Origin of the sequence: Streptomyces oceani (assembly GCF_001751245.1) — a bacterium.
In the GTDB taxonomy this organism is placed as follows: domain Bacteria; phylum Actinomycetota; class Actinomycetes; order Streptomycetales; family Streptomycetaceae; genus Streptomyces; species Streptomyces oceani.
In genome coordinates this window covers 1-20,995 of the sequence record NZ_LJGU01000149.1, presented here as the reverse complement: position 1 = coordinate 20,995, position 20,995 = coordinate 1, and the positions used below count along the sequence as shown (strand labels likewise).

At 71.1% G+C, this 20,995-nt stretch carries 20 protein-coding genes, 1 tRNA gene, 1 other RNA gene and 1 pseudogene; 12 read left to right on the top strand and 11 right to left on the bottom strand.

All coding sequences use genetic code 11. From position 1 onward, the window contains the following. Positions 1-412, top strand: a 412-nt coding sequence (locus AN216_RS22705) for a serine hydrolase (protein ID WP_170843199.1), incomplete at its 5' end; no start/stop codon positions are given. A gap of 178 nt (positions 413-590) precedes the next feature. Next, positions 591-3,110, top strand: a complete 2,520-nt coding sequence (locus tag AN216_RS22700; protein WP_070198576.1) for a glycoside hydrolase family 3 C-terminal domain-containing protein — start codon at positions 591-593, stop codon at positions 3,108-3,110. Positions 3,111-3,201: 91 nt separating this feature from the next. Here AN216_RS22700 and AN216_RS22695 read toward each other — a convergent pair whose 3' ends face one another. From AN216_RS22695 to AN216_RS22685, 4 genes are all read right to left on the bottom strand, one after another. Then, on the bottom strand, positions 3,202-3,885 hold the full coding sequence (locus AN216_RS22695) for a TetR/AcrR family transcriptional regulator (protein ID WP_070198575.1): 684 nt from the start codon (positions 3,883-3,885) through the stop codon (positions 3,202-3,204). 80 nt (positions 3,886-3,965) lie between these two features. Continuing rightward, a complete protein-coding gene (locus tag AN216_RS28365; protein ID WP_212732744.1) occupies positions 3,966-4,136 on the bottom strand; it encodes a hypothetical protein in 171 nt (56 codons plus the stop codon). Between the two features lie 27 nt (positions 4,137-4,163). Further along, complete coding sequence (locus tag AN216_RS22690) at positions 4,164-5,003, bottom strand: hypothetical protein (protein WP_139140979.1); 840 nt, start codon at positions 5,001-5,003, stop codon at positions 4,164-4,166. A gap of 132 nt (positions 5,004-5,135) precedes the next feature. Beyond that, positions 5,136-5,543 (bottom strand): YunG family protein, encoded by a 408-nt coding sequence (locus tag AN216_RS22685; RefSeq protein ID WP_070198573.1) that lies wholly within the window; start codon positions 5,541-5,543, stop codon positions 5,136-5,138. A gap of 212 nt (positions 5,544-5,755) precedes the next feature. Here AN216_RS22685 and AN216_RS22680 point away from each other — a divergent pair, with 212 nt between their 5' ends. From AN216_RS22680 to AN216_RS22665, 4 genes are all read left to right on the top strand, one after another. After that, positions 5,756-6,727: an ABC transporter ATP-binding protein gene (locus tag AN216_RS22680; protein WP_070198572.1), complete on the top strand. Its 972-nt coding sequence runs from the start codon at positions 5,756-5,758 to the stop codon at positions 6,725-6,727. Then, positions 6,727-7,494: an ABC transporter permease gene (locus AN216_RS22675; RefSeq protein WP_070198571.1), complete on the top strand. Its 768-nt coding sequence runs from the start codon at positions 6,727-6,729 to the stop codon at positions 7,492-7,494. The genes AN216_RS22680 and AN216_RS22675 overlap by 1 nt, the downstream gene beginning before the upstream one ends. 183 nt (positions 7,495-7,677) lie before the next feature. Beyond that, positions 7,678-9,003 carry a sensor histidine kinase gene (locus tag AN216_RS22670; RefSeq protein WP_070198570.1) on the top strand — a complete coding sequence of 442 codons (1,326 nt, stop codon included), beginning with the start codon at positions 7,678-7,680 and terminating at the stop codon, positions 9,001-9,003. Beyond that, entirely contained in the window at positions 9,000-9,620 is a 621-nt protein-coding gene (locus tag AN216_RS22665) for a response regulator transcription factor (RefSeq protein ID WP_244502598.1), read from the top strand. The genes AN216_RS22670 and AN216_RS22665 overlap by 4 nt, the downstream gene beginning before the upstream one ends. Positions 9,621-9,748: 128 nt before the next feature. Here the strand turns inward: AN216_RS22665 and AN216_RS22660 are convergent, their stop codons facing one another. From AN216_RS22660 to AN216_RS22635, 6 genes are all read right to left on the bottom strand, one after another. Then, positions 9,749-10,222 carry a hypothetical protein gene (locus tag AN216_RS22660; RefSeq protein ID WP_070198569.1) on the bottom strand — a complete coding sequence of 158 codons (474 nt, stop codon included), beginning with the start codon at positions 10,220-10,222 and terminating at the stop codon, positions 9,749-9,751. 63 nt (positions 10,223-10,285) lie between these two features. After that, positions 10,286-11,281 (bottom strand): RNA polymerase sigma-70 factor, encoded by a 996-nt coding sequence (locus tag AN216_RS22655; RefSeq protein WP_079166883.1) that lies wholly within the window; start codon positions 11,279-11,281, stop codon positions 10,286-10,288. Between the two features lie 123 nt (positions 11,282-11,404). Beyond that, a complete protein-coding gene (locus AN216_RS22650) occupies positions 11,405-11,878 on the bottom strand; it encodes a carboxymuconolactone decarboxylase family protein (protein ID WP_070198568.1) in 474 nt (157 codons plus the stop codon). A gap of 118 nt (positions 11,879-11,996) precedes the next feature. Continuing rightward, positions 11,997-12,746 (bottom strand): SDR family oxidoreductase, encoded by a 750-nt coding sequence (locus tag AN216_RS22645; RefSeq protein ID WP_070198567.1) that lies wholly within the window; start codon positions 12,744-12,746, stop codon positions 11,997-11,999. A 151-nt stretch (positions 12,747-12,897) separates the two neighbouring features. Next, positions 12,898-13,941, bottom strand: a complete 1,044-nt coding sequence (locus AN216_RS22640; RefSeq protein WP_070198566.1) for a ferric reductase-like transmembrane domain-containing protein — start codon at positions 13,939-13,941, stop codon at positions 12,898-12,900. 746 nt (positions 13,942-14,687) lie between these two features. Further along, positions 14,688-15,161, bottom strand: a complete 474-nt coding sequence (locus AN216_RS22635; protein WP_070198565.1) for a MarR family winged helix-turn-helix transcriptional regulator — start codon at positions 15,159-15,161, stop codon at positions 14,688-14,690. 103 nt (positions 15,162-15,264) lie between these two features. Between AN216_RS22635 and AN216_RS22630 the strand changes: the two genes are divergently transcribed. Together AN216_RS22630 and AN216_RS22625 are read left to right on the top strand one after the other, a co-directional pair. Beyond that, positions 15,265-16,350, top strand: a complete 1,086-nt coding sequence (locus AN216_RS22630) for an FAD-dependent oxidoreductase (RefSeq protein ID WP_070198564.1) — start codon at positions 15,265-15,267, stop codon at positions 16,348-16,350. Positions 16,351-16,389: 39 nt separating this feature from the next. Further along, positions 16,390-17,232 (top strand): SDR family oxidoreductase, encoded by an 843-nt coding sequence (locus AN216_RS22625; protein WP_070198563.1) that lies wholly within the window; start codon positions 16,390-16,392, stop codon positions 17,230-17,232. A 203-nt stretch (positions 17,233-17,435) separates the two neighbouring features. Here the strand turns inward: AN216_RS22625 and AN216_RS22620 are convergent. After that, positions 17,436-17,520: transfer RNA gene (locus AN216_RS22620), tRNA-Ser, on the bottom strand. Positions 17,521-17,593: 73 nt separating this feature from the next. Here AN216_RS22620 and ffs point away from each other — a divergent pair. From ffs to AN216_RS22595, 4 genes and pseudogenes are all read left to right on the top strand, one after another. Then, an RNA gene (ffs, locus tag AN216_RS22615) (signal recognition particle sRNA small type) lies at positions 17,594-17,688 on the top strand. Between the two features lie 136 nt (positions 17,689-17,824). Next, a pseudogene (locus AN216_RS27495) lies at positions 17,825-18,977 on the top strand (DNA polymerase III subunit gamma and tau); the annotation flags it as partial. Then, the gene (locus AN216_RS28360) at positions 18,942-19,871 is read left to right on the top strand and encodes a family 20 glycosylhydrolase (protein WP_070198560.1); all 930 of its coding nucleotides are present in this window, start codon (positions 18,942-18,944) and stop codon (positions 19,869-19,871) included. The pseudogene AN216_RS27495 and the gene AN216_RS28360, both read left to right, overlap by 36 nt. 301 nt (positions 19,872-20,172) lie before the next feature. Continuing rightward, the coding region (locus tag AN216_RS22595; protein ID WP_170843198.1) for a glycosyltransferase family 2 protein at positions 20,173-20,995 on the top strand (823 nt) is incomplete at its 3' end.

Genomic DNA, 20,995 nt, shown 5'->3' with positions numbered 1-20,995 from the left:
GCACGCGCGGGACGGCGTGACCGCCGTGCCGCCGTTCGACACCGGCGAGGGCTTCCTGCCGGCGGGTGCCGTCCGCGCCACCCCGGCGGACCTGCTCAGCTACCTCGAGGCGCATCTACGGCCGCACGCGGGGCCGCACGCCGACCGGCTGCGTACGGCGCTGCTCGCCGTGCAGCGACCGCTGCTCGACCGGGGGATACGCCATCGGCACACGCACACCCTGGCCTGGGTCCGCCACCCCAGCCCGTACGGTCCGCTGTACTTCCACTCGGGCGCCACGACGGGGCAGGAGGCGTTCCTCGCCTTCCAGCCGGACACCGGTCGGGCGCTGGTGGCGCTCGCCACCCGCCGGTACAGCGCGCGTACGACCCTCACCCAGGCCGCGTACGGGCTGCTGACCGAGCTCCCGTGAGGGCGGACAGGCGCCTGCGGGGCCCCGGAACGGTCGGGCGGGGAGGGCCTGCTTGCCTGCTTGACCGCGAAAACCGATCACTCTACGGTTTTTCTGTGTGTGCCCGCGGAGGCTCCCGTCGGGCACGCCGTGGTCAGAGGAGCGATCGCAGCCCAGCGGACGACCGATAGGTGCGCCCATGTCCCAGCCCGCCTCCGCACGCCGACCCGCCGAGCAGACGCCTGCCGACCCGCCGTCCGCCGACCCGCCGTCCGCCGATCCGGCGCCGGCCGATCCGCCCCTCTCGCTCGCTGAGAAGGCGTCGCTCACCAGCGGCGCCAGCGCCTTCAGCACCGAGGAGCTGCCGGCCGCCGACGTGCCACGCGTCCAGATGTCCGACGGGCCGCACGGTCTGCGGCTGCCCCGGCCGAGCGCCGAGGGCGGGCAGTTCGACCTGAGCAGCGCCGCTCCCGCGACGTGCTTTCCGCCGGCGGTGGCGCTGGGCAGCAGTTGGGACCCGGAGCTGGCCGCCCGGGTGGGCGGGGCGATCGCCGCCGAGGCGCGGGAGTACGGCGTGCACGTCGTGCTCGGCCCCGGCATCAACATCAAGCGTTCCCCACTGTGCGGCCGCAACTTCGAGTACTTCTCCGAGGACCCGCTGCTGACCGCCGAGCTGGGCGCCGCGCTGGTGCGTGGCCTACAGGCCGGCGGGGTCGGCGCCTCGTTGAAGCACTACGCCGCGAACAACCAGGAGACCGACCGAATGCGGGTCAGCGCGGACATCGACGAGCGTCCGCTGCGCGAGATCTACCTGCGCGCCTTCGAGCGCGTGGTGCGCGGCGAGCGCCCGTGGACGGTGATGTGCTCCTACAACGGGATCAACGGCGTGCCGCTGAGCGAGAATCCCCGGTTGCTGACCGACATCCTGCGCACCGAGTGGGGTTTCGAGGGCGTGGTCGTGTCCGACTGGGGCGCGGTACGCCACCGGGTCGCCGCCCTGCGTGCCGGGCTCGACCTCCAGATGCCGGGTACCGAGGGCCGTACGGACCGGGAGGTGAGCGCGGCGGTGGACAGCGGCGAGCTGGCCGAGTCGGTGCTGGACCGTTCCGTGGCCCGGCTGGTGCGGTTGGCACGCGACGCGCGGGCGGGTGCCTCCACGGGCGTCTCCACGGGCGCTTCGCCGGACGCTTCGCCCGGTGCCCCGTCCGGCGCCGCGTCCGGTGCCTCGCCGGATGCCGGCCGGTCGGTGCCGTACGAGGCGCACCACCGGCTGGCCCGCGAGGCGGCGGAGCACAGCGCGGTCCTGCTGAAGAACGACGGTGGTCTGCTCCCGCTGGACCCGGGCAGCGGCAGCGTGGCCGTCCTCGGCGAACTGGCCCGTACGCCACGCTTCCAGGGCGCAGGCAGCTCCCTGGTGACGCCGACCAGGCTGGACACCCCGCTGGACGCGTTGCGTGAACTGGCCGCCGGCGCCCGGGTGGACTTCGCGCCCGGATACGAACTGCCCGCCGAGCCGGGCTCGGCGGGCTCGTCGAGTTCCCCGGACGCCCAGGGCACAGTCCTCGCGGAGGCCGTACGGCTCGCTGCCAGCAGCGAGGTCGCGGTGCTCTTCCTGGGCCTGCCGGCACCGGACGAGTCGGAGAGCTTCGACCGTACGCATCTCGACCTGCCCGCCGAACAGCTCGAACTGCTGCACCGGGTGCGGGAGGTGAACCCCCGGCTGGTCGTCGTGCTGTCCAACGGCGGCGTCGTACGGACCGCGCCCTGGCACGAGGAGGTGCCGGCACTGTTGGAGGGCTGGCTGCTCGGCCAGGCGGGGGGCGGCGCGCTGGCGCGCATCCTGTTCGGCCTGGTCAACCCCTCCGGACGGCTCGCGGAGACCGTACCGCTGCGCTTGGCGGACACCCCGAGCCATCTGAACTTCCCCGGCGAGGAGGGGAGGGTGCGGTACGGCGAGGGGATCTTCGTCGGCTACCGCGGCTACGACGCGCGGCGGAGCCCGGTGGCCTTCCCCTTCGGGCACGGACTGTCGTACACCACCTTCGACCACCACGGCCTGGACGTGCGCGCCAGTGACGACGGCTCGCGCCTCACGGTGCGGCTGACCGTCACCAACACCGGGCCGCGGGCCGGCCGGGAGGTCGTCCAGGTGTACGTCGGCGGGCCGACCGGCTCCAAGGTGGCCCGCCCGGAGCGGGAGTTGCGGGGCTTCACCGCCGTACGGCTGGAACCGGGCGCGAGCGACCGCGTCGAGGTGGAGCTGGCGAGGGACGACCTGGCGTACTACAGCGAGCGGGCGGGCGGCTGGCGGGTCGAGGGCGGCCGGTACCGGATCGACATCGGCGCCTCCTCCCGGGACATCCGCCTGACGACCGAGCTGACCGTGCCGGGTGACCCGCCCCGGATGGGGCTGAGCGGCCGGAACACGCTGGGCGAGTGGCTCGAACACCCGGTGGGCGGGCGGCTGTTGCGGGAGCGGGTCGCGGCCCGCTCGCGGGCGTCCGCGCGGGTGTCCGGGGCGGCTTCGACGGGTGAGCCGGCGGGCCCGGGCCTGTTGGACAGCCCGGAGGTCCTGCGTTTCCTGGCCGACATGCCGCTGGAGGTGATCGCCGAGTTCCCGGACAGTCCCGTACCGCCGGAGGACGTACGGGACATGGCCGCGCGCGTGGCCGAGAGTGGCGGGTCCGGCAAGGGCGCGCCGGAGGAACCGTCCGACTGACGGCCCGCCCGCCCGGGGCATGCGTGTCCGGGGCGTGCGGGGCGTGCGCGTCCCGGGTCTGTTCCCACCGGGCGGCCGGCGGACACGTGGCTCAACGGTCCGCGTCCCGCGCGGGCTCGGTTGGCTCCAGCAGGCGCAGCAGGTCGGCGAGCGGTTGCTCCATGTCCACCGAGCGATCGACCAGCCACTGCAGCTGGATCCCGTCCACCAGCGCGATCAGCAGGACGGCCAGCCGCTCGGGCGGGATGTCGGTGGCCAGCCTGCCGGTGTCCGCCCGCTGCCGCAGGCAGTCAGCGAGCTGCTCCCGCAGCGCCGGGTACCGCTCGGCGAAGTGCGGCCGGGCCGGATGCGCCGGGTCGCTGGCCGCCGCGGCCAGGGACACGAAGAGCTCCACCAGGCCGGGGGTGCGCGTGCCCTCCCGGATCACCCGCAGGTAGCTCTCCGGGCTGCCGTCGTCCGGGAGTTCACCCGGGTCGACGGCCTGACCGGACGCCTGACCCGCCGCCCGGTCCACCGCGTCCACTTCCCGCTCGGCGCGCGCCTGGGCGCGGACCCGGGTGCGGGTGCGCTCGTCCCGAGCCCGCAGTACCTGCGCGAGCAGGTCCTCCTTGGAGCGGAAGTAGTGCATCAGCCCGGGCAGACTCAGCTCGCAGCGGGCGGCGACCTTGCGCAGCGAGGTGCCGCGATAGCCCTCGGCGGCGAACACGTCCAGCGCGGCGTCCAGGATCTCGGCGCGTTTGGCCGCGCCCTTCTCGTACGGGCCGCGTCTCGCCATGCCGGCCAGCGTAACGCCCGTACGGTAAGCGCCCGCTTCGTCGCCGGACCGGTGTCGTGGCTGGGGCCGGGGAGCGGAAGTCACGTCAGGTCCGTCCCTCCGCGCCTCCGCCCCTCCGGGCGGAACCCGCGCACGACCTCGACGCGTCCGACGATGTGCCGGTGCGCCTCCCCGAGTTCACGGGCGGGCACCCACAGCTCCGGGGTCGTCTCGGGGCCGGTGGGACACGAGAGCGCCGTAGTGCCGGACACGCTGTCGCCCTCCCGAACGCTCGTCGCTCACCGTATCGGGCGGGCGTACGGGCCGGAGGGCGTGCGTCGGGGCAGGCCGGCAAGCGCCCAGCCGACACAGGCCAGGCCGCTCAGGGTCGCCCCGACGAGGCTCAGCGCGGGGGAGACGTCCCCCGGCGCCTGCGGCTCGATCAACCCGGCCGGCTGGTACACCACGGTGACGGTGCGCGAGTCCGGGGGCGGGCTGTACTGGCCACGCAGCGTGGAGTCGACCCCTTCGGGGCACTCGACCTCGTACGTGTACTGGTAGGTGCCGCCCTTGGTTCTCGACTTCTCCGACGCGACCACGTCGCACTCGCCCCGCACGCCCGTCGCCGCCAGCATCGTGTCCTCGAAGGTGTACAGCGCCGCGCCCAGGAAGAGGCAGCTGAACAGTAGGCCGATCCCCGCGCTGAGGGGCTTGCGGCCGTTGTTGGCGTACCCGACGAAAGCGCAGCCGCCGGCCACGCCCAGAAGGAAGCCGAGCACGCGCAACGCGGTCCAGTGCGGCGGGAGCAGGCACAGCACGATCGCTACGAGCACCCCGGCGGCCAGCAGCCCCAGCCCGAGCAGCGCCCCGCGAGCGCCCCGGCCACGACCCACCACGGACCAGAGCCGGGTGTCGGTGAGGCGTTGTCCGCCGATCGGCGACTGGCGCCCGGCACGCTGCTGCTCCCAGCGGGGCGGGTGCGCGCCGTATCCGTACGGCTGGGCGGGTCCGTACGGCTGGCTCGCGCCGTACGGCGGCTGCCGCGGCGGTGTCCCTGGTGCCTCCGGCCGCTGTCCCGCCGCTTGCGGTGCTGGCGGCGGTGGCGGTTGTCCCCACGAGCCCTCGCCCGGTCGCTGCATCTCTCCCCCGTGCCGCCTCGCGTGACTGACCTCCGCGGTGGTCGCGGCGGTCCTGTCGGCTCCGTCGACCGTACGCTCGGGACCGTACGGGTGTCGAAGGTCCGGAACACCGCCCGGGCGCACGGGCGCTGGTCAGACAGCCGGGCCGGGAAGGTGCCCCAGCTGAGCGATGACGCGCTCACGCAAGAGCAGATACTCCTCCCAGCGACGAGGCAGAGGCCCCGGCGGGCGTTGGACCACACGGCCGAGCGTCACGGTCTGGCCTTCCCGGAACTGCTCGCGTGTCAGGTCGAGTTCCACGCCGCCCGGCAGCTGGTTCCACCAGTGGAATCCGTGCTGTTCCCCGCCGTGGTGAACTTCGCCGACCATCAGCTGGCCGCCGAAGATGTCGTGCACCAGCAAGGCAGTGAGGTCGCAGTGACCCCACGCCGGATTGCCCGGCTGCCATCCGGCGCGATCGAGGTCGTCCGGTGAACAGGTGTCGGCGGCCCAACTGGCACGCAGAGCCCTGTCGATGTCCTGCAGAGTCCACGGGATCACGGGAACAGCGTCTCAGCCACCACTGACATCACCGCCTCACTAGGTCGACCAGCAGCCGTTCGTCGCCCCGAGTTCGGTGGCAAGACCCGTACCGGCTGGCACCGTCGGCTGTTCGCGGTCGCGTCGCGACGAACCGGGGTTCTGACATTTGTCACCTCGAGGGATGACACCTCGCACTGACCCGCGCGGGGAATCGACGGAAGGCTGAGGGCATGGATACCGACGAGCGAGTGATCGATGTGCGCGGACTGCGTCGACGGTACGGTCCGCGGGGCGCGGGTGGTTTCGAGGCCGTCCGGGGGCTCGACTTCTCCGTCCGGCGCGGCGAGCTGTTCGCCCTGCTGGGCACCAACGGCGCGGGGAAGACCTCGACGGTCGAGCTGCTGGAGGGGCTGGACCGGCCCACCGAGGGCACCATCGGCGTCCTGGGCCACGACCCGTACGGAGAACGCGCCAAGGTGCGCCCGCGGATCGGGGTGATGCTCCAGGAGGGCGGTTTCCCCTCCGAGCTGACGGTCAAGGAGACCGCGCGGATGTGGGGCGGCTGCACCTCGAACTGTATGCCGCTGGGCGAGGCGCTGGAGTTCGTCGGGCTGACCGCCCGGGAGAACGTACGGGTCAAGCAACTGTCCGGCGGCGAGAAGCGACGGCTGGACCTGGCGCTGGCCGTGCTGGGGAAGCCCGAGGTGCTGTTCCTGGACGAGCCGACCACCGGCATGGACGCGGAGGCCCGGAACACCACCCAGCAGCTCGTACGCGAGCTGCAACAGCGGGGCACGACCGTGCTGTTGACGACGCACTACCTCGAGGAGGCGGAGGCGCTGGCGGACCGGCTGGCCATCATGCGCGCCGGCCGGATCGTCACCTCCGGCACTCCGGCCGAGGTGACCCGGTCCCAGCCGTCCCGTATCCGGTTCACGCTGCCGGAGGGGGTGGAGAAGTGGCAGCTGCCGGCGTCGCTGGGGGCCGCCGGGGAGGGCCGGGAGGTGCGGGTCAGTACCGACGACCTGCAGTCCGCGCTCACCGAACTGATGCTCTGGGCCCGGCAGTGCGGCGCCCGACTGATCGACCTGGACGCTCGTACGGCCTCGCTGGAGGAGGCGTTCCTGGACATCGCGCAGACCGAGACAGCGAAGGAAGAGGCCGTCGCGCTGACGGGCGGGCGGCAGAGGGAGGTCGTGTGATGACGACGATCGCGGGACGCATGAGTGCGCTGGGCAGGGCCGAGTTCACGCTGCTGGTCCGGAACCGCTCGGCCATGTTCACGGCCCTGCTGGTACCGCCCGGGCTGGTGCTGGGGGCGCGGCAGATGTTCGACGGCATGCCGATGGTGCGGGAGGCCGGGCTCAGCATCGGCGAGATGCTGATGGCCACCGGCTTCGGCCTGGTGCTGACGATGGCCATCTACACCACCCTGGTCGCCTCCTACGTCACCCGGCGCGAGGAACTGGTCCTCAAGCGGTTGCGTACGGGGGAGGCCTCCGACACGCAGATCCTGGCGAGCACGGCCCTGCCGGTGACGGTGCTGGGCCTGGCGCAGGTGGTGCTGCTGCTGGTGGCGGGCGTGACCCTGATGGACGTGGGGGTGCCGGAGCGGCCGGACCTGCTGCTTGTGGGCGTACTGTCCGGCATGCTGCTGACGGCGCTGCTGGCCGCCGTCACCACGATCATCACCCGTACCGTCGAGAGCGCGCAGATCACCGTGATGCCGGTGATGATGGTGACCATGGTGACCTCCGGCATGGTCACCCCGCTGGACGCCTTGCCGGGTGCCGTGGCGGAGGTCTGCCGGTTCCTGCCGCTCACCCCGGCCGTGCAGCTGGTGCAGGGCGGGCTGCTGGGCGGCATGGACGCGCTGGAGGTGCTGCGGGCACTGGGTGTGACCTTGGCGTGGACGGCGCTGGCGGTGTTTGCTGTACGCCGGTGGTTCCGCTGGGAGCCGCGGCGCTGACCGGCCCCGGCAGTACCAGGCAGTACCAGGCAGTACCAGGCAGTACCAGGCAGGGCCTCGGCGGACCCAGGCAGCATCCGGCGGACCCAGGCAGGCCCTGCCAGAACGGACAGACAGAGACAGCGCCGGCGGACGTGTCGGTGACGGGGCCGACGGCAGGCCGAGACGGAACGAGGAGCGCGGATGTCGCCCTGGAAGCTGACCGACTGGTGGTCGCGGCACAGCGACCCGTCCCGGATCGAGCTGTACACCAGGTGGACCTTCTACTCCTTCGGCCTCGTCGAGATGGTGTGGCTGACCGTGCTCACGACGGGCTCCGAGGTGCCGACGGTCGCCCAGGTGCTGCTGGTGGCGTTGATCATTCCGCACGGTCTGTATGTGATCCTCTGCTCCGGGCGCGCGTTGGACTGGGCTCTGGATCGCCGAGGGCGGCCGACCGCGGAGTTCGTCGCTTCCGCCGCCCTGGGGCTGGCGTACGCCCTGAGTGCCCTCGGCCTGTGGGCGCTCGGAGAGCTGTCGCACGAGGACACGGCCCTCAAGGTGATGCTCCCGCTGGTGTTCGGGATCATGCCGGTCGCGGTCAGCCTGCGTCCGGGCAGGATTCCCCACCTGGTCGCCGGTACGGCCGCCACCCCGGTGGTGTGTGGCCTCGTGTTCGGCCTTCCCCAGCACACCACGTACGGGATGGGCCTCGGCACCCTAATCTTCGCCGGCGGGATGGTCAGCACCATGCGACTGTCCACCTGGATGGTGAGGGTGGTCTGGGAGCTGGACGTGGCCCGGGAGACCCAGGCGCGGCTCGCGGTGGCGGAGGAGCGGCTGCGGTTCTCCCGTGACCTGCATGACGTGTTGGGCCGTAACCTCTCGGTGGTGGCGCTGAAGAGCGAACTCGCGGTGCAGCTCGCTCAGCGCGGCGTGGAGGGGCAGCGCGGGGCGATGACGCAGATGGCGGAGGTGCAGCGGATCGCGCGGGACTCCCAGCGGGAGGTACGGGAGGTGGTGCGCGGCTACCGCGAGGCCGGCCTGGACACCGAACTCGCGGGCGCGCGCGGCGTGTTGGCCTCGGCGGGTATCGAGTGCGAGATCTCCACGGAGGGCGTCGGGGAGCTTCCGCACTCGGTGCAGTCGGTGCTGGGCTGGGTCGTACGGGAGGGGACCACCAACGTGCTGCGGCACACCGAGGCGGCGAACTGCGGTATCCGGCTGTCCGTCGACCGGGAGCGGGGGCGGGCGGTGCTGGTGCTGGCGAACAACGGCGCCACGCGCGCCTCGGTCGACGCTGCCTCGGTCGACGCTGCCCTGGCGGACGGCGCCGACGAGCGGGAGCCGGACCAGGACCAGGAGCATGGCCGGGACGGCGGGTCCGGTCTCCGCGGGCTACGGGAGCGGTTGGCCGCCGTGGACGGCAGCGTCGTCACGGAGCACGGTGCGGACGGTACGTTCCGACTGACCGCTCAGGTGCCGCTGTCCTCCGAGACGCGGAGTGAGCGGAAGGCGGTGAGGACGTGACCGAGCAGCCGCGACTGCGGGTGCTGCTGGCGGACGACGAGCATCTGATCCGGGGTGCGGTGGCCACGCTGCTGGCGCTGGAGGAGGACCTCGAGGTGGTGGCGGAGGCCGCCTCCGGCACGGAGGCGTTGGCGATGGCACGGGCGCACCGGCCCGAGGTGGCGGTGCTGGACCTGAATATGCCGGGCGCGGACGGGGTGGAGGTCGCCCAGGCGCTACGGGACGAGCTGCCGGGCTGCACGGTCATGATCGTCACCGGCCATGGCCGGCCCGGGAACCTCAAGCAGGCCCTCGCCGCGGGGGTGCGGGGCTTCCTCCCGAAGACCGTGTCCGCCCAGCGACTGGCCGAGATCATCCGGTCCGTGCACGCGGGCGACCGGTACATCGACCCGGAGCTGGCGGCGGACGCCATCAGCGCCGGCGACTCCCCGCTGACCTCCCGGGAGGCGGAGCTGCTGGACCTCGCGGCGGACGGGACGACCATCGCGGACATCGCCAAGCGGGCCTCCCTCGCCCCCGGCACGGTGCGCAACTACCTCTCGGCGGCGGCGGCCAAGCTGGGCGCGGAGAACCGGCACACGGCGGCCCGGATGGCCCGGGAGCGTGGCTGGCTGTGAGCGAGCCACGGCGGTGGTGCTGCTGCGGTGCCGCGGTGCACGCCCCCGTGGTCGTCGGTGACCGTAGGGCGGAGTACACACCCCGCGCGTTCGGCGGCCGGCCGTACGGCAACGGGCGCCCCGTACGACTACGGCTGGCCCGCCGCCCGCTTCGCGGCCCGTCGCGCCATCGTCGCCACCATCAGCACCCCGCCGAAGATCAGCATCGAGAAGAAGATCCAGGCGATCGGCCAGGCGCTCGCGTCCGGCGCGGGGTGGCTGGAGAACGACACGAACAGCAGCACCACCGGTGGCAGCGCGACCAGCGGCAACGGCCAGAGCAGCCGGTCGCGGTAGCCGAAGTAGGCCGCGAGCAGCAGCAGGACGACCGCCAGCGTCAGCACGCCGCCGGTCTCCACCGGGGTGGTCTCATCGATGGAGCCGGGGCTCTCCGGGCGGTTCCGCAGGTCCCAGGGCAGACAGAGGAGGTACGCCACGACGCTCAGGCCGAGCCCCACGAGCCGTACGAACATCCGCTCGAGAAGGGGGCGTTCGCGCAACGGGGCGCGCAGGGCGGTGGGTATCGGGAGCGGCTTCACGGGCGCCCCTGGTGTGGTCTCCATGCTTCGAGTGTGCGCCGTACGCTCCGGCCCCCGGTTGAGTACCCGTACTCAGATCCGCGGCTGTCACGTCCGACGTCGGCGTGCCTGCTTCATCTCGCGGCTGGCGGCCCAGGGGTCGGCGACCGGCCCGAGGTGGCGGAGCTTGTCCGGGTTGAGCAGCCCGAGGACGGTCCGTACCCGCCCCTCGCGCACATCGAGGGCCAGGACCTGCAGGATCCCGCCCTCCCGATCCCGGAACACGGCTCCGGGCTGGCCGTTCACCTCGCGCGGCTCGAACGTCACGCCGATGCGGTGGAGTCCGTCGACACCCATGCCCAGCAGCCGCGCCACGTGTTCCGCCCCGGTGATGGGCTGGGCGAAGCGTGGGGCCTTGCCGCCGCTGTCGCCGACCAACCGCACGTCGGCGGACAGCAGTTCCCGTAGCCCGCCCACATCGCCGTCCCGCAGCGCGTCGAAGAAGCGGGTGGCCAGCTCCCGCCGCTCCCGCCCGGTCGTCTCGAACCGGGGCCGCTCGTCCGCCATGTGCCGGCGCGCCCGCACCAGCAGTTGCCGGCACGCCGACTCCGAGCGCTGCACCGCCACCGCGACCTCGTCGAAGCCGAAGGCGAAGACATCCCGCAGTACGAACACCGCCCGCTCCAGCGGGCTCAGCCGCTCCAGCAGCATCAACGCCGCCAGCGACACCGATTCGGCCAATTCCACCGAGCGTGCCGGGTCCTCGTACGGATCGTGCAGCAGCGGCTCGGGGAACCACGGGCCGACGTACTCCTCGCGCCGCACCCGCGCGGAGCGCAGCACGTCGATCGAGATCCGGGTCACCGTGGTCGACAGGAACGCCTTGGTCGACGCGGGTCGGGTCGTGGAGCCGGCGAAGCGCAGCCACGTCTCCTGCACCGCGTCCTCGGCCTCTCCCACGCTGCCCAGGACGCGATAGGAGATCGAGAAGAGCAGCGGGCGCAGCTCCTCGAACTCCGCGACGCGGTCATCCGCGTCGGAGCTGTCGGCCCTGTCAGCCGCGTCGCTCGTGGCGGCTGTGTCGGCCGGGTCGGTCTCGCGCATGCCGAACCCCCTGCTCAAGGCCCGCGCCGCCACCGGACGTGGTCGTCGGGGCGCGGGCGTTTTCCGGTGATCGTCCGGGTTACGGCGGCAGCGTAACCCCGTGGACCCGGACGGTGACGTCGGTCAGCCGAACTGCCCGGGTTCGTAGTCGCCGGCCGGGCGCTGGGCGAGGACGTTCAGCCGGTTCACGGTGTTCATGAAGGCCACCTGGTACACCAAGGCGACGAGCCGCTCCTCGTCGTAGTGCTTGGCGGCGCGGGCCCACACCTCGTCGCTGACTCCGCCGGCGGCGTCGGCGATCCGGGTGCCCTCCTCGGCCAGCTCCAGGGCGGCACGCTCGGCCTCGGTGTAGACCGTGGCCTCCCGCCACACGGAGACGAGGTGCAGCCGTACGGTGGTCTCGCCGGCGGCGGCGGCGTCCTTGGTGTGCATGTCGACACAGGCGGCGCAACCGTTGATCTGGCTCACACGGAGCGCCACCAGTTCCTGTGTCGTGCTCGGCAGGGGCATTTCCCTGAGCGTCCTGCCCATCGCCATCACGTGCTTGACGATCTTGTCGGCGGTCGGGCCGGAGAAGTAGTCGAGTCGGGCGTCCATGATGCGCTCCTCTGCGGTTCGGCCAGTGGCTACACCCTTGGACGAGATGCCTCGGTGTCCTGTGACATGCCGTTGGCGGCCTCCGGCGTACGCCGGCGCCCGTCTCACGCGCGTGCGGTCAGCGGGTGGTGTAGCCGCCGTTGGGGAACAGCGTCTGGCCGGTGAACCACCAGCCCTCGGTGGCCAGGAACCGGATCACCGGGACGATGTCCTCGATCCGGGTGAGCTGGTCGCCCATGGCCTGCGACTTGTGGAACTCCACCCGCTCGGGCGTCTCCTGGGGATAGAAGAACGGGGTGTCCATCGGCCCGGGAGCCACGGTGTTCACCGAGATCCGCCGACCGGCGAACTCCTTGGCAGCCGCACGGGTGAAGTGCTCCAGCGGGGCCTTCCCACCCGCGTAGGTGGAGTAACCGTCGGTGAAGGCGGCCAGCAGTGAGGTGCCCAGACTGATGATCCTCCCGTGGTCGTTGAGCCGGCGCCCGGCCTCCTGGATGAAGAAGTACGCCGCCTTGGCGTTGACGCCGAACATGCGGTCGTACTCCTCCTCCGTCGTCTCCAGGATCGGCTTGCGCAGCACCATCCCGGTGGTGTTCACCGCGATGTCCACCCTGTCGTACGTGTCGATCGCGGTGTCGAACAGCCGCCGCACGTCCGCGACGCGGGTGAGGTCGCCCTGGACCGTCACGGCCTGGCCGCCCGCCTCCCGGATGGCCTCGGCCGTCCGCTCCGCGTCCTGCTCGGCGGTGTGGAAGTGCACCACGATCTTCGCCCCGGCCTCGGCGAACGTCCTGCTGACGAGACCTCCCAGGTTCCTCTCCCCGCCGCCGACGACCGTGACCTTGTCCCGCAGTGTGCTGTCAGCCATGCTCCGCTCCTCTTCGCGCCGCCGTGCCGGTGGTCGTCCTCGCCACCGTTGGTGGCTCCCAGCCTGGATGACATTCCGGGCAAGCGGTGACAGAAACACCGGCGCCAGCCCGTGCCACGCCGACTCTTCAGCAAGCGACGCCCCACCCGGTTCACGAGGGCGAGGTATCGTCCTCCTCGCCCTCGGCCCTGGCCTGTCGAGTGGGGGTGAGGCGGTGTGCCCGGTACGCGCACACGACGACCGCGGCGATGAACACCCCGAGCCCGATCCAGACCATGGTGCGCGTGGCACTGAGTCCGGCGCCGTCGACCCCGGGGGTACGCCCGCCGTCCCGCCCGCTGGCGGCGACGGCGAGCACCATGACGATGCTCGCCGCGGCGCAGGCGCGTCCTACGGCCCGTCCCAACAGGTCGAGCCCGCGCCGTCCGGGGCGGCGTGCCGGTGCCAGCAGTCTGGCCAGCAGCAGGGCGGCGACGGGCAGCTGGAGCAGCCAGACGGTGGTGCGGAACCAGCCGTCGTACCACACGTTCGTGCCGTACAGCAGGGTGTGCCAGACGCTGAGGACGTACACCACCAGGATCGAGGCGTGCAGCACCCGCCAGGTCCGTACGCCGATCGACCTGCGCGCGTAGAAGGCGAGGCCGAGCGGGATGGCCAGATAGAAGGCGAGCAGCCCGATCAGGATGGCGACTCTACCGGTGCCGCTGGCGTACGCGCCCGGGACGAAGGTGTCGACGAACGCGCTCCAGGTCCGCCCGCCCCAGCCGCGCTGGTCCTCGTTGGCGCGGACGAACTCGGCGAACAGCCAGAACGCGTGGGCGAACATCAGCGCGATGGTGGTGAGGCTGGTGGTCCGGTGCCACTTCTCGATCCGGGCGACGGATACCGGAAGCCAGCCAAGACGACGGCTGGAGCGAATCAGCCCCAGCATCACGGTGATCCACGCCCACAGCAGGCCGGACCACCCGAACGCCTCGCACATCCAGTACATCCAGTACGTGTCCGCGTCGGCCAGCATCGGCATGACCTGCAAGGTCATCGACGAACCGGTCTCAATGCGCCAGTGGAGCCAGACGAAGACGACCAGCGTGACGATGAGCGCCGCCGTGGCGTCGACCAGGGCTGCGCGGACGTCCCGACGAAACGCGACGAAGTCGAACCACCGTCGTTGGCGCGTCCTTTGACCATCGTGCACCAGGGCCTCCTGAGTGGCGAGCCACGACCTTCATCGCGAGGCTAGACAAGGGCGCGCCCGATGGCCATGGGGCCAGCGGGGCGACACGTGGGCGTCGGTGTGACCCGTGGCCCGCAACTGGATTCTGAGGACGGGACGTTGCTCGTGGACGTCACTTCGTCTGCCGTCGCTCACTATCGGCATGTGCGCAACGACCCCTTGAGCCGCCCCAGTTCGAGCACCGCGAATGGCTGCTGCCGCAAGTCATCCGGTGACGAGCCCCGTTGGCGCGATAATGTCCCCGCTACCGTGAAGAGGCGGCCAACGGGGTGTGGCGCACCGGATGTGGCATAGAGGTGGATTCGTCGTTGCCGGATCTCGGGCACCCGGATCGCCCCGGGTTTCTGTCGGAGATCACGGGACCTCGTCCTCTCGCTGCGACTGGGGGAGCGTCCCCGTCTTCGTCCCCAGCCGAGGGGGAGGGTGGGCAGGGCGCCACACCTTTGGCGGCGTTCGGCGAGCACGCCTCGCGGGCTTCCGGAGGCAGGTCATCCCGGCCATGGAGCTTGTCCCGAGGGGCAGCTGTGGGCGTGGCGTGAATCAGGCTTCTGGATAACGGTGCAGGTCCGTTTTGGCCATGGCTGCGGACAGGGACAAGCCGTCGTCCCGATGGCAGCGCCTTGTCAAAGAGGCGGGTTCCTGAGAGTTCCGCGCGGCACCACCGCTGCCAGTACCGACCACGGTGGTCGACTTGCGACCCACCATGGTCATGAGGGTTGTGGCCCGATGATTCCGGCGATCAGAGAGATGAGTCGTTCCCGGTCGCTGGTGGAGATGTCGCCGACGAGTTTCTCCAGCTGGGCGATCACCTCGTGATGGGTATCGACGGCCACCCGCTCGCCCTGTTCAGTCAGGGCGACGTACCAGGCTCGCCGGTCCTCGGTGCTGCGGGCGCGTGTGATCAGGCCACGAAGCTCCACGCGGTCGACGAGCCCCGTCACGCTGGACTTCTCCAGATGGAGCATGCGGCCAAGCTCGGTCATCCCGACTGGACCATCGACCAGCCGACACAGCAACTGGGCCTGTTGTGGGGTGAGGTCGTGGTGGCGGCTGGCGTCATCGAAGACGCGTTGAACCAGGTGCGTCAGACGTACCAGGCTGACCGCGAGCCCGAGCTGCCCGACAGCGCCAGTCGCCGCCGACGCGAGCCCGGTGGCTTGGTCGGTGTTGGTGCGAGTCATGGGAGGGCCTCCACCCACAGCTTACTTGACGATGGTTCGCACACCCAACTATGTTAGTTTGCATTACATACTATTTGTAATACGAACTAGGTGGGGTGGTTGGATGCGTGCGACCGTGGCCGTGATCGGCGGCGGATACGGAGGTGTCGCGGCCGCGAAAGCGCTCGATGAGGTGGCGGACGTCGTCCTCGTCGACCCCGGCGATGGTTTCGTGCACAACGTCGCGCTGCTCCGTGGTCTCGTCGATGCGGAGTGGGCGGAACGGATCTTCTTGCCCTACGGAGGACTTCTCGAACACGGACGGGTGATCCAGGACCGGGCGGTGCGGGTGGATGGCGAAACGGTGACGCTCGGCCGCGCGGAACGGCTCCGTCCGGACTATCTGGTGCTGGCCACCGGATCGACCTACCCGTTCCCGGCGAAGACCGACGTCGATGACAGCAGCGAGCAAGCGAGGGCACGACTCCGTACCGCGCGCAAGACACTGGCGAACGCGGACAGCGTTCTGCTTCTCGGCGCGGGCCCGGTGGGACTCGAGCTGGCGGGTGAGATCAAGGAAGTCTGGCCGCGGAAGTCCGTTGTCGTGGTGGATCCCGCGGCCGACATCCTCTCGGGGGAGTACCCGGACGACTTCCGGGACGCGCTGCGCGGCCAGCTCGACGGGCTGGGCGTTCGGCTCGTACTCGGCACGTCGTTGCGCGAACTGCCCCCGTCCGCTCCGGGGAAAGGCGAATCCGTCACGGTGACGACGCTCTCGGGCGAGGAGATCACGGCCGACGTGTGGTTCCGTTGCTTCGGCGCGGTACCGAACAGCGGATACCTGGCAGCACCTCTGACGGATGCCCTCCGGGCCGACGGGTCGCTCGAGGTCACACCGGAGCTGCGGCTGCCAGGCAGAGAAGGGGTCTTCGCGATCGGAGACCTCACCGCGCTGCCCGAGGCGAAGATGGCCAAAGCCGCCGGCGAGCACGCCGCGGTCGCCGCAGCCAATGTTCGTGCCCTCATCGAGGGACGCTCGGAGCTCACGGCTTATCGGCCCTCGGCGCCGGGCCTCTCGCTTCCTCTCGGCCCGCACGGTGGTGCTTCGTACTCCGCTGAGGTCGGGGTGCTCGGGGCGGACCAGACCTCTCGGCTCAAGGGAGCCCACCTTCGCATGGATTCCTACCGTGCACTGCTCGGAATCCAGTAGCGAGACGACGACGGAGCAGTCCTACGCGGAGGTTTTCAAATGATCTTGGTGGCGGGTGCGACGGGCAACATCGGTGGCCCCCTCGTACGGCAACTCGTCGACGCCGGTGCCGACGTGCGGGCGCTGTCCCGCGACACCGGAAAGGTCACGGCGCCGACGGGCGTCGAAGTCACACGAGCCGATCTTGCCCAACCGGCGTCGCTCGAGCCGGCTTTCGCCGGCGGTGAAGCACTCTTCCTCCTGGCCAATACCGGCGGCGCCGTCGCCGGTGTGCTTGCCGCGGCACAGCGCGTAGGCGTGCGGCGAGTCGTGCTGGTGACGTCCTTGCTGGCGCGGACGCATCCGGAGTCGTTCGTGGGGCGTTCCGCCCAGGAGGACGAGCGAGCCGTCCACGACAGTGGAGTGCAGTGGACCGTACTGCGGCCTTGGGAGTTCGCTTCCAACGTACTGGCGTGGGCCCCGATGATCCGTGACACCGGCGTGGTGAGCCTGCCGCGCACCGGACTGCCATCACCCACGATCCACCCGGCGGACATCGCTGCCGTCGCTGCTCGCGCGCTGGCCGAAGACGGCCACGGAGGGCTAACCTATTCGTTGACCGGCCCCGAACTGCTGACTCCGGCCGACAAGGTGAACACGTTGGCGGACGTTCTCGGCCGGGCCCTTGAGCTCGAGGAACGACCGGACCCGCAGGCACTTCAGCGGATCGAGGAGCAGGCGCCCGACGAACCCTCTCAGGGGTTGATGGTTCCCGGGGTGTCCGGCCTCGCCAGCCCGGACGTCCTGACCACGGCGCACGAGGTCACCGGCTCACCGGCCAGGACATTCCGGCAATGGGCTCAGGAGAACACCCATGCGTTCACCCCCACGCGGCAGACCTGACTGACCAACCGTGCGGCACGGAACAGTCCGCTGTCGCTGGCCGGCCTACTGGTCGGCGTCGCCTCGGCACCTCCTCGCCCAGGCGGCGCTTTCCCCCTTCACGGACGAGCCAGACTCTTGATCACCACAGCGCCTGACAGACAACGCGCAGGGCCCCACCGCCGAGGCGGTGGGGCCCTGCGTTCAGCCCGGTGAAGGCTGGGCGGAGGATACGAGATTCGAACTCGTGAGGGGTTGCCCCCAACGCGCTTTCCAAGCGCGCGCCCTAGGCCACTAGGCGAATCCTCCGCCGGAGACTGTACAAGACGAGGGCGGGTGCTCGCGAACTCGATCCCGCGTCGGCTTATCGGGTACGGTTGGCGCAGCCCCTCACGTGGCGCTATCTCTCTGAACTCCCCCAGGGCCGGAAGGCAGCAAGGGTAGGGGGGCTCTGGCGGGTACGTGGGGGGCGTTCGCGTGTGCGCGCACGGGCAGCGGATCGTACGGCGCCGGCGCACGGCACCCGGGATCGTACGGCGGCGCGAGGCGTACGGGCGGCCTCGGTCGGCGGAGGGCTCCGCGCCTGTCGGTGCGGGCGGATATCGTCGGGGTTGTGTCGTCGCTCGCTCTGTATCGCCGCTACCGCCCGGAGACCTTCGCCGAGGTCGTCGGGCAGGAGCATGTCACTGACCCCCTCCAGCAGGCGCTGCGGAACAACCGCGTCAATCACGCGTACCTCTTCAGCGGCCCGCGCGGCTGCGGCAAGACCACCAGCGCGCGCATCCTCGCCCGGTGCCTGAACTGCGAGCAGGGGCCCACGCCCACACCCTGTGGAGAGTGCCGTTCGTGCCGGGACCTGGCGCGGAACGGCCCGGGCTCGATCGACGTGATCGAGATCGACGCCGCCTCGCACGGCGGCGTCGACGACGCCCGTGAACTGCGGGAGAAGGCGTTCTTCGGGCCGGCCGCCAGCCGGTACAAGATCTATATCGTCGACGAGGCCCACATGGTCACCCCGGCCGGGTTCAACGCCCTGCTGAAGGTGGTCGAGGAGCCGCCGGAGCACCTGAAGTTCGTCTTCGCGACGACGGAGCCGGAGAAGGTCATCGGCACCATCCGTTCGCGTACCCACCACTACCCGTTCCGCCTGGTGCCGCCCGGCACCCTGCGGGACTACCTCGCCGAGGTCTGCCGCAGCGAGACGATCCCGGTGGACGACGCGGTGCTGCCGCTGGCGGTGCGCGCGGGCGCCGGTTCCGTACGCGACTCCATGTCCGTGCTGGACCAACTGCTGGCGGGCGCGGGCGAGGAAGGCGTGACGTACGCCATGGCGACGGCGCTGCTCGGATACACCGACAGCGCGTTGCTGGATTCGGTGGTGGACGCCTTCGCGGCGGGGGACGGCGCCGCCGCCTTCGAGGTGGTGGACCGCGTGATCGAGGGCGGCCACGAGCCGCGTCGCTTCGTCGCGGACCTGCTGGAGCGGCTGCGCGACCTGGTGATCCTGGCGGCGGTCCCGGACGCCCTGGAGAAGGGGCTGTTGGACGCCCCTGGCGAGGTCGTCGAGCGGATGCGGCGGCAGGCGACGAGCTTCGGCGCGGCGGAGCTGAGCCGGGCCGCGGACCTGGTGAACTCCGGACTGACCGAGATGCGCGGTGCGACGTCCCCGCGGCTGCAACTGGAGCTGATCTGCGCGCGGGTGCTGCTCCCCGCGGCGTACGGCGACGAGCGTGCCGTANGACAACGAGATCGAGCCGCCCGAGGGCGACTGGAGCAAGGCGCAGTCCGCGTTCCGACTCGCAAGCGAGCATCCGGACTGGTCGGGACTCGCCGCGAAGGACGGTTCGTACGACCGCGCCACCTGGGACTCGTTCGAGGAACTGGCCGCCGCCCGCGCGGTCCGGCTGACCCCGGAGATCGACGCGCCCGCGCACTCCCGCGCGTTCGTGAGGTTCCGTCCCGACATCGGCCTGAACGGCGGCGACTCGGACCACCTGGACCTCGGGAACCCGGACGCGACCCGCTTCATGCGGGACCTGTTCACGCACTTCGACCCGTGGTTCCGCAGCCCCGTGGTGCACTTCGGCGCCGACGAGTACACCGGCCCGGTGGAGCAGTACCGCGCCTACTTCAACACCATCGCCTCGCACCTGAGGGACCTGGGCAGGCAGCCGGCCGCCTGGGGCAGCCTGAGCCAGATGGGAGGCTCGGCCGAGGGCTACGACCGGGACGTCCACATGTACAGCTGGAACAACGGCTGGTACGGGCCGCAGGCGATCAAGAAGGACGGCTTCCGGTTCGTCAACATCAACGACGCCACGCTGTACATCGTGCCTTTCGCGGACTACTACCACGGCGACGGACTCGACGGCCGCCACCTCTACGAGAAGTGGGCGCCGCACGTCTTCCCCGACGGCCAGAGCGTCGAACCGCTCGACCCCGCGCTGCTGGGCGCGTTCTCCGGGGTGTGGAACGACCTCGTGCACCACCCCTACACCGAGCGGGACGTGCACGGGCTGGTCAACAGGACACTGGGAGTGCTCGGACAGAAGATGTGGAGCGGCGGCACGCCGGACGGACTGGCGTACGACACCTTCCAGCAGCGCGTGAAGGCGCTCGGCCTCGGCCCCGGGATGGAGCTGCTCGGCACGCCCGGCTGACGCTCGGCGCCCCGTACGACGGTCGTCCGGCCCCGGCCCGCCCCCACTCCAGCCCGCCCCGGCCCGGTTGCCCGCGCAACGCGCACCACGGCACCGGGCCAGGGCGGAGCCGTACGAGGCCGCCAGCCGGTGATCCCACCGCCGTACCGGCCACCCCACCCGCACCGTCCCGATCCGGAACACGCCCGCGCTCCGTCGCAGCGCGCCATTCGCACGACCATCAGGTACAACCATTGCTGATGTCATTTCGTCGTATGACCGTAAATATCGTACTTCAGCACCTCACCCCGGGATGGTCACCGTGCATGCGCTACCCCCCACGACGGACGATCGGGCACCGCTCAAGGTCAGCGTGGTGGTGCCGCTGTACAACACCGGCCAGACACTCCTCCACGGACTGCGCTCCCTGCGGGCACAGACGATGGCCCCGACGGACTACGAGATCGTCTACGTCGACGACGGCTCCACCGACGACACCGTCGAGCTGCTGCGGGCCGACATCGCCGCCCACGGTCCCGTACCGGCGGTGCGCCTGCTGCAGATCGAGAACTCCGGCTGGCCCGGACGCCCGCGGAACATCGGCACCGACGCCGCCCGCGGCGAGTACGTCCACTACGTCGACGACGACGACTGGCTCGCCCCGGAGGCCCTGGAGCGGCTGTACGCCCGTGCGCGTGAGACGGATGCCGACATCGTCATCGGCCGCATGGCCGGGCACGGCCGGGGAGCGCCCCGTGCGCTCTTCGAGAAGCCGCTGGCCAGCTCGGACCTGCGTACGGAGACTGTGCTGCTCGGCTCCATGACGGTGCACAAGCTCTTCCGCCGGTCCTTCCTGGACCGACACCAACTGCGCTTCGCCGAAGGGCGCGTGCGGCTGGAGGACCACCTCTTCACCCTGCGGGCGTACCTGCTGACCAGCCGGGTCGCCACCGTGCACGACTACACCTGCTACCACTGGGTGCGGCACACCTCGGGTCAGCACAACATCAGCCACCGGCCCATCGAACCGTGGTCGTACGTGGAGAGCGTCCGCAGGGTGCTCGCCCTACTGGACGCGCCCGACACCCGGGTCGCCCCAGGCCGGCACCACCGCCGGCTGACCGCGAACTGGTACGGGCAGAAGG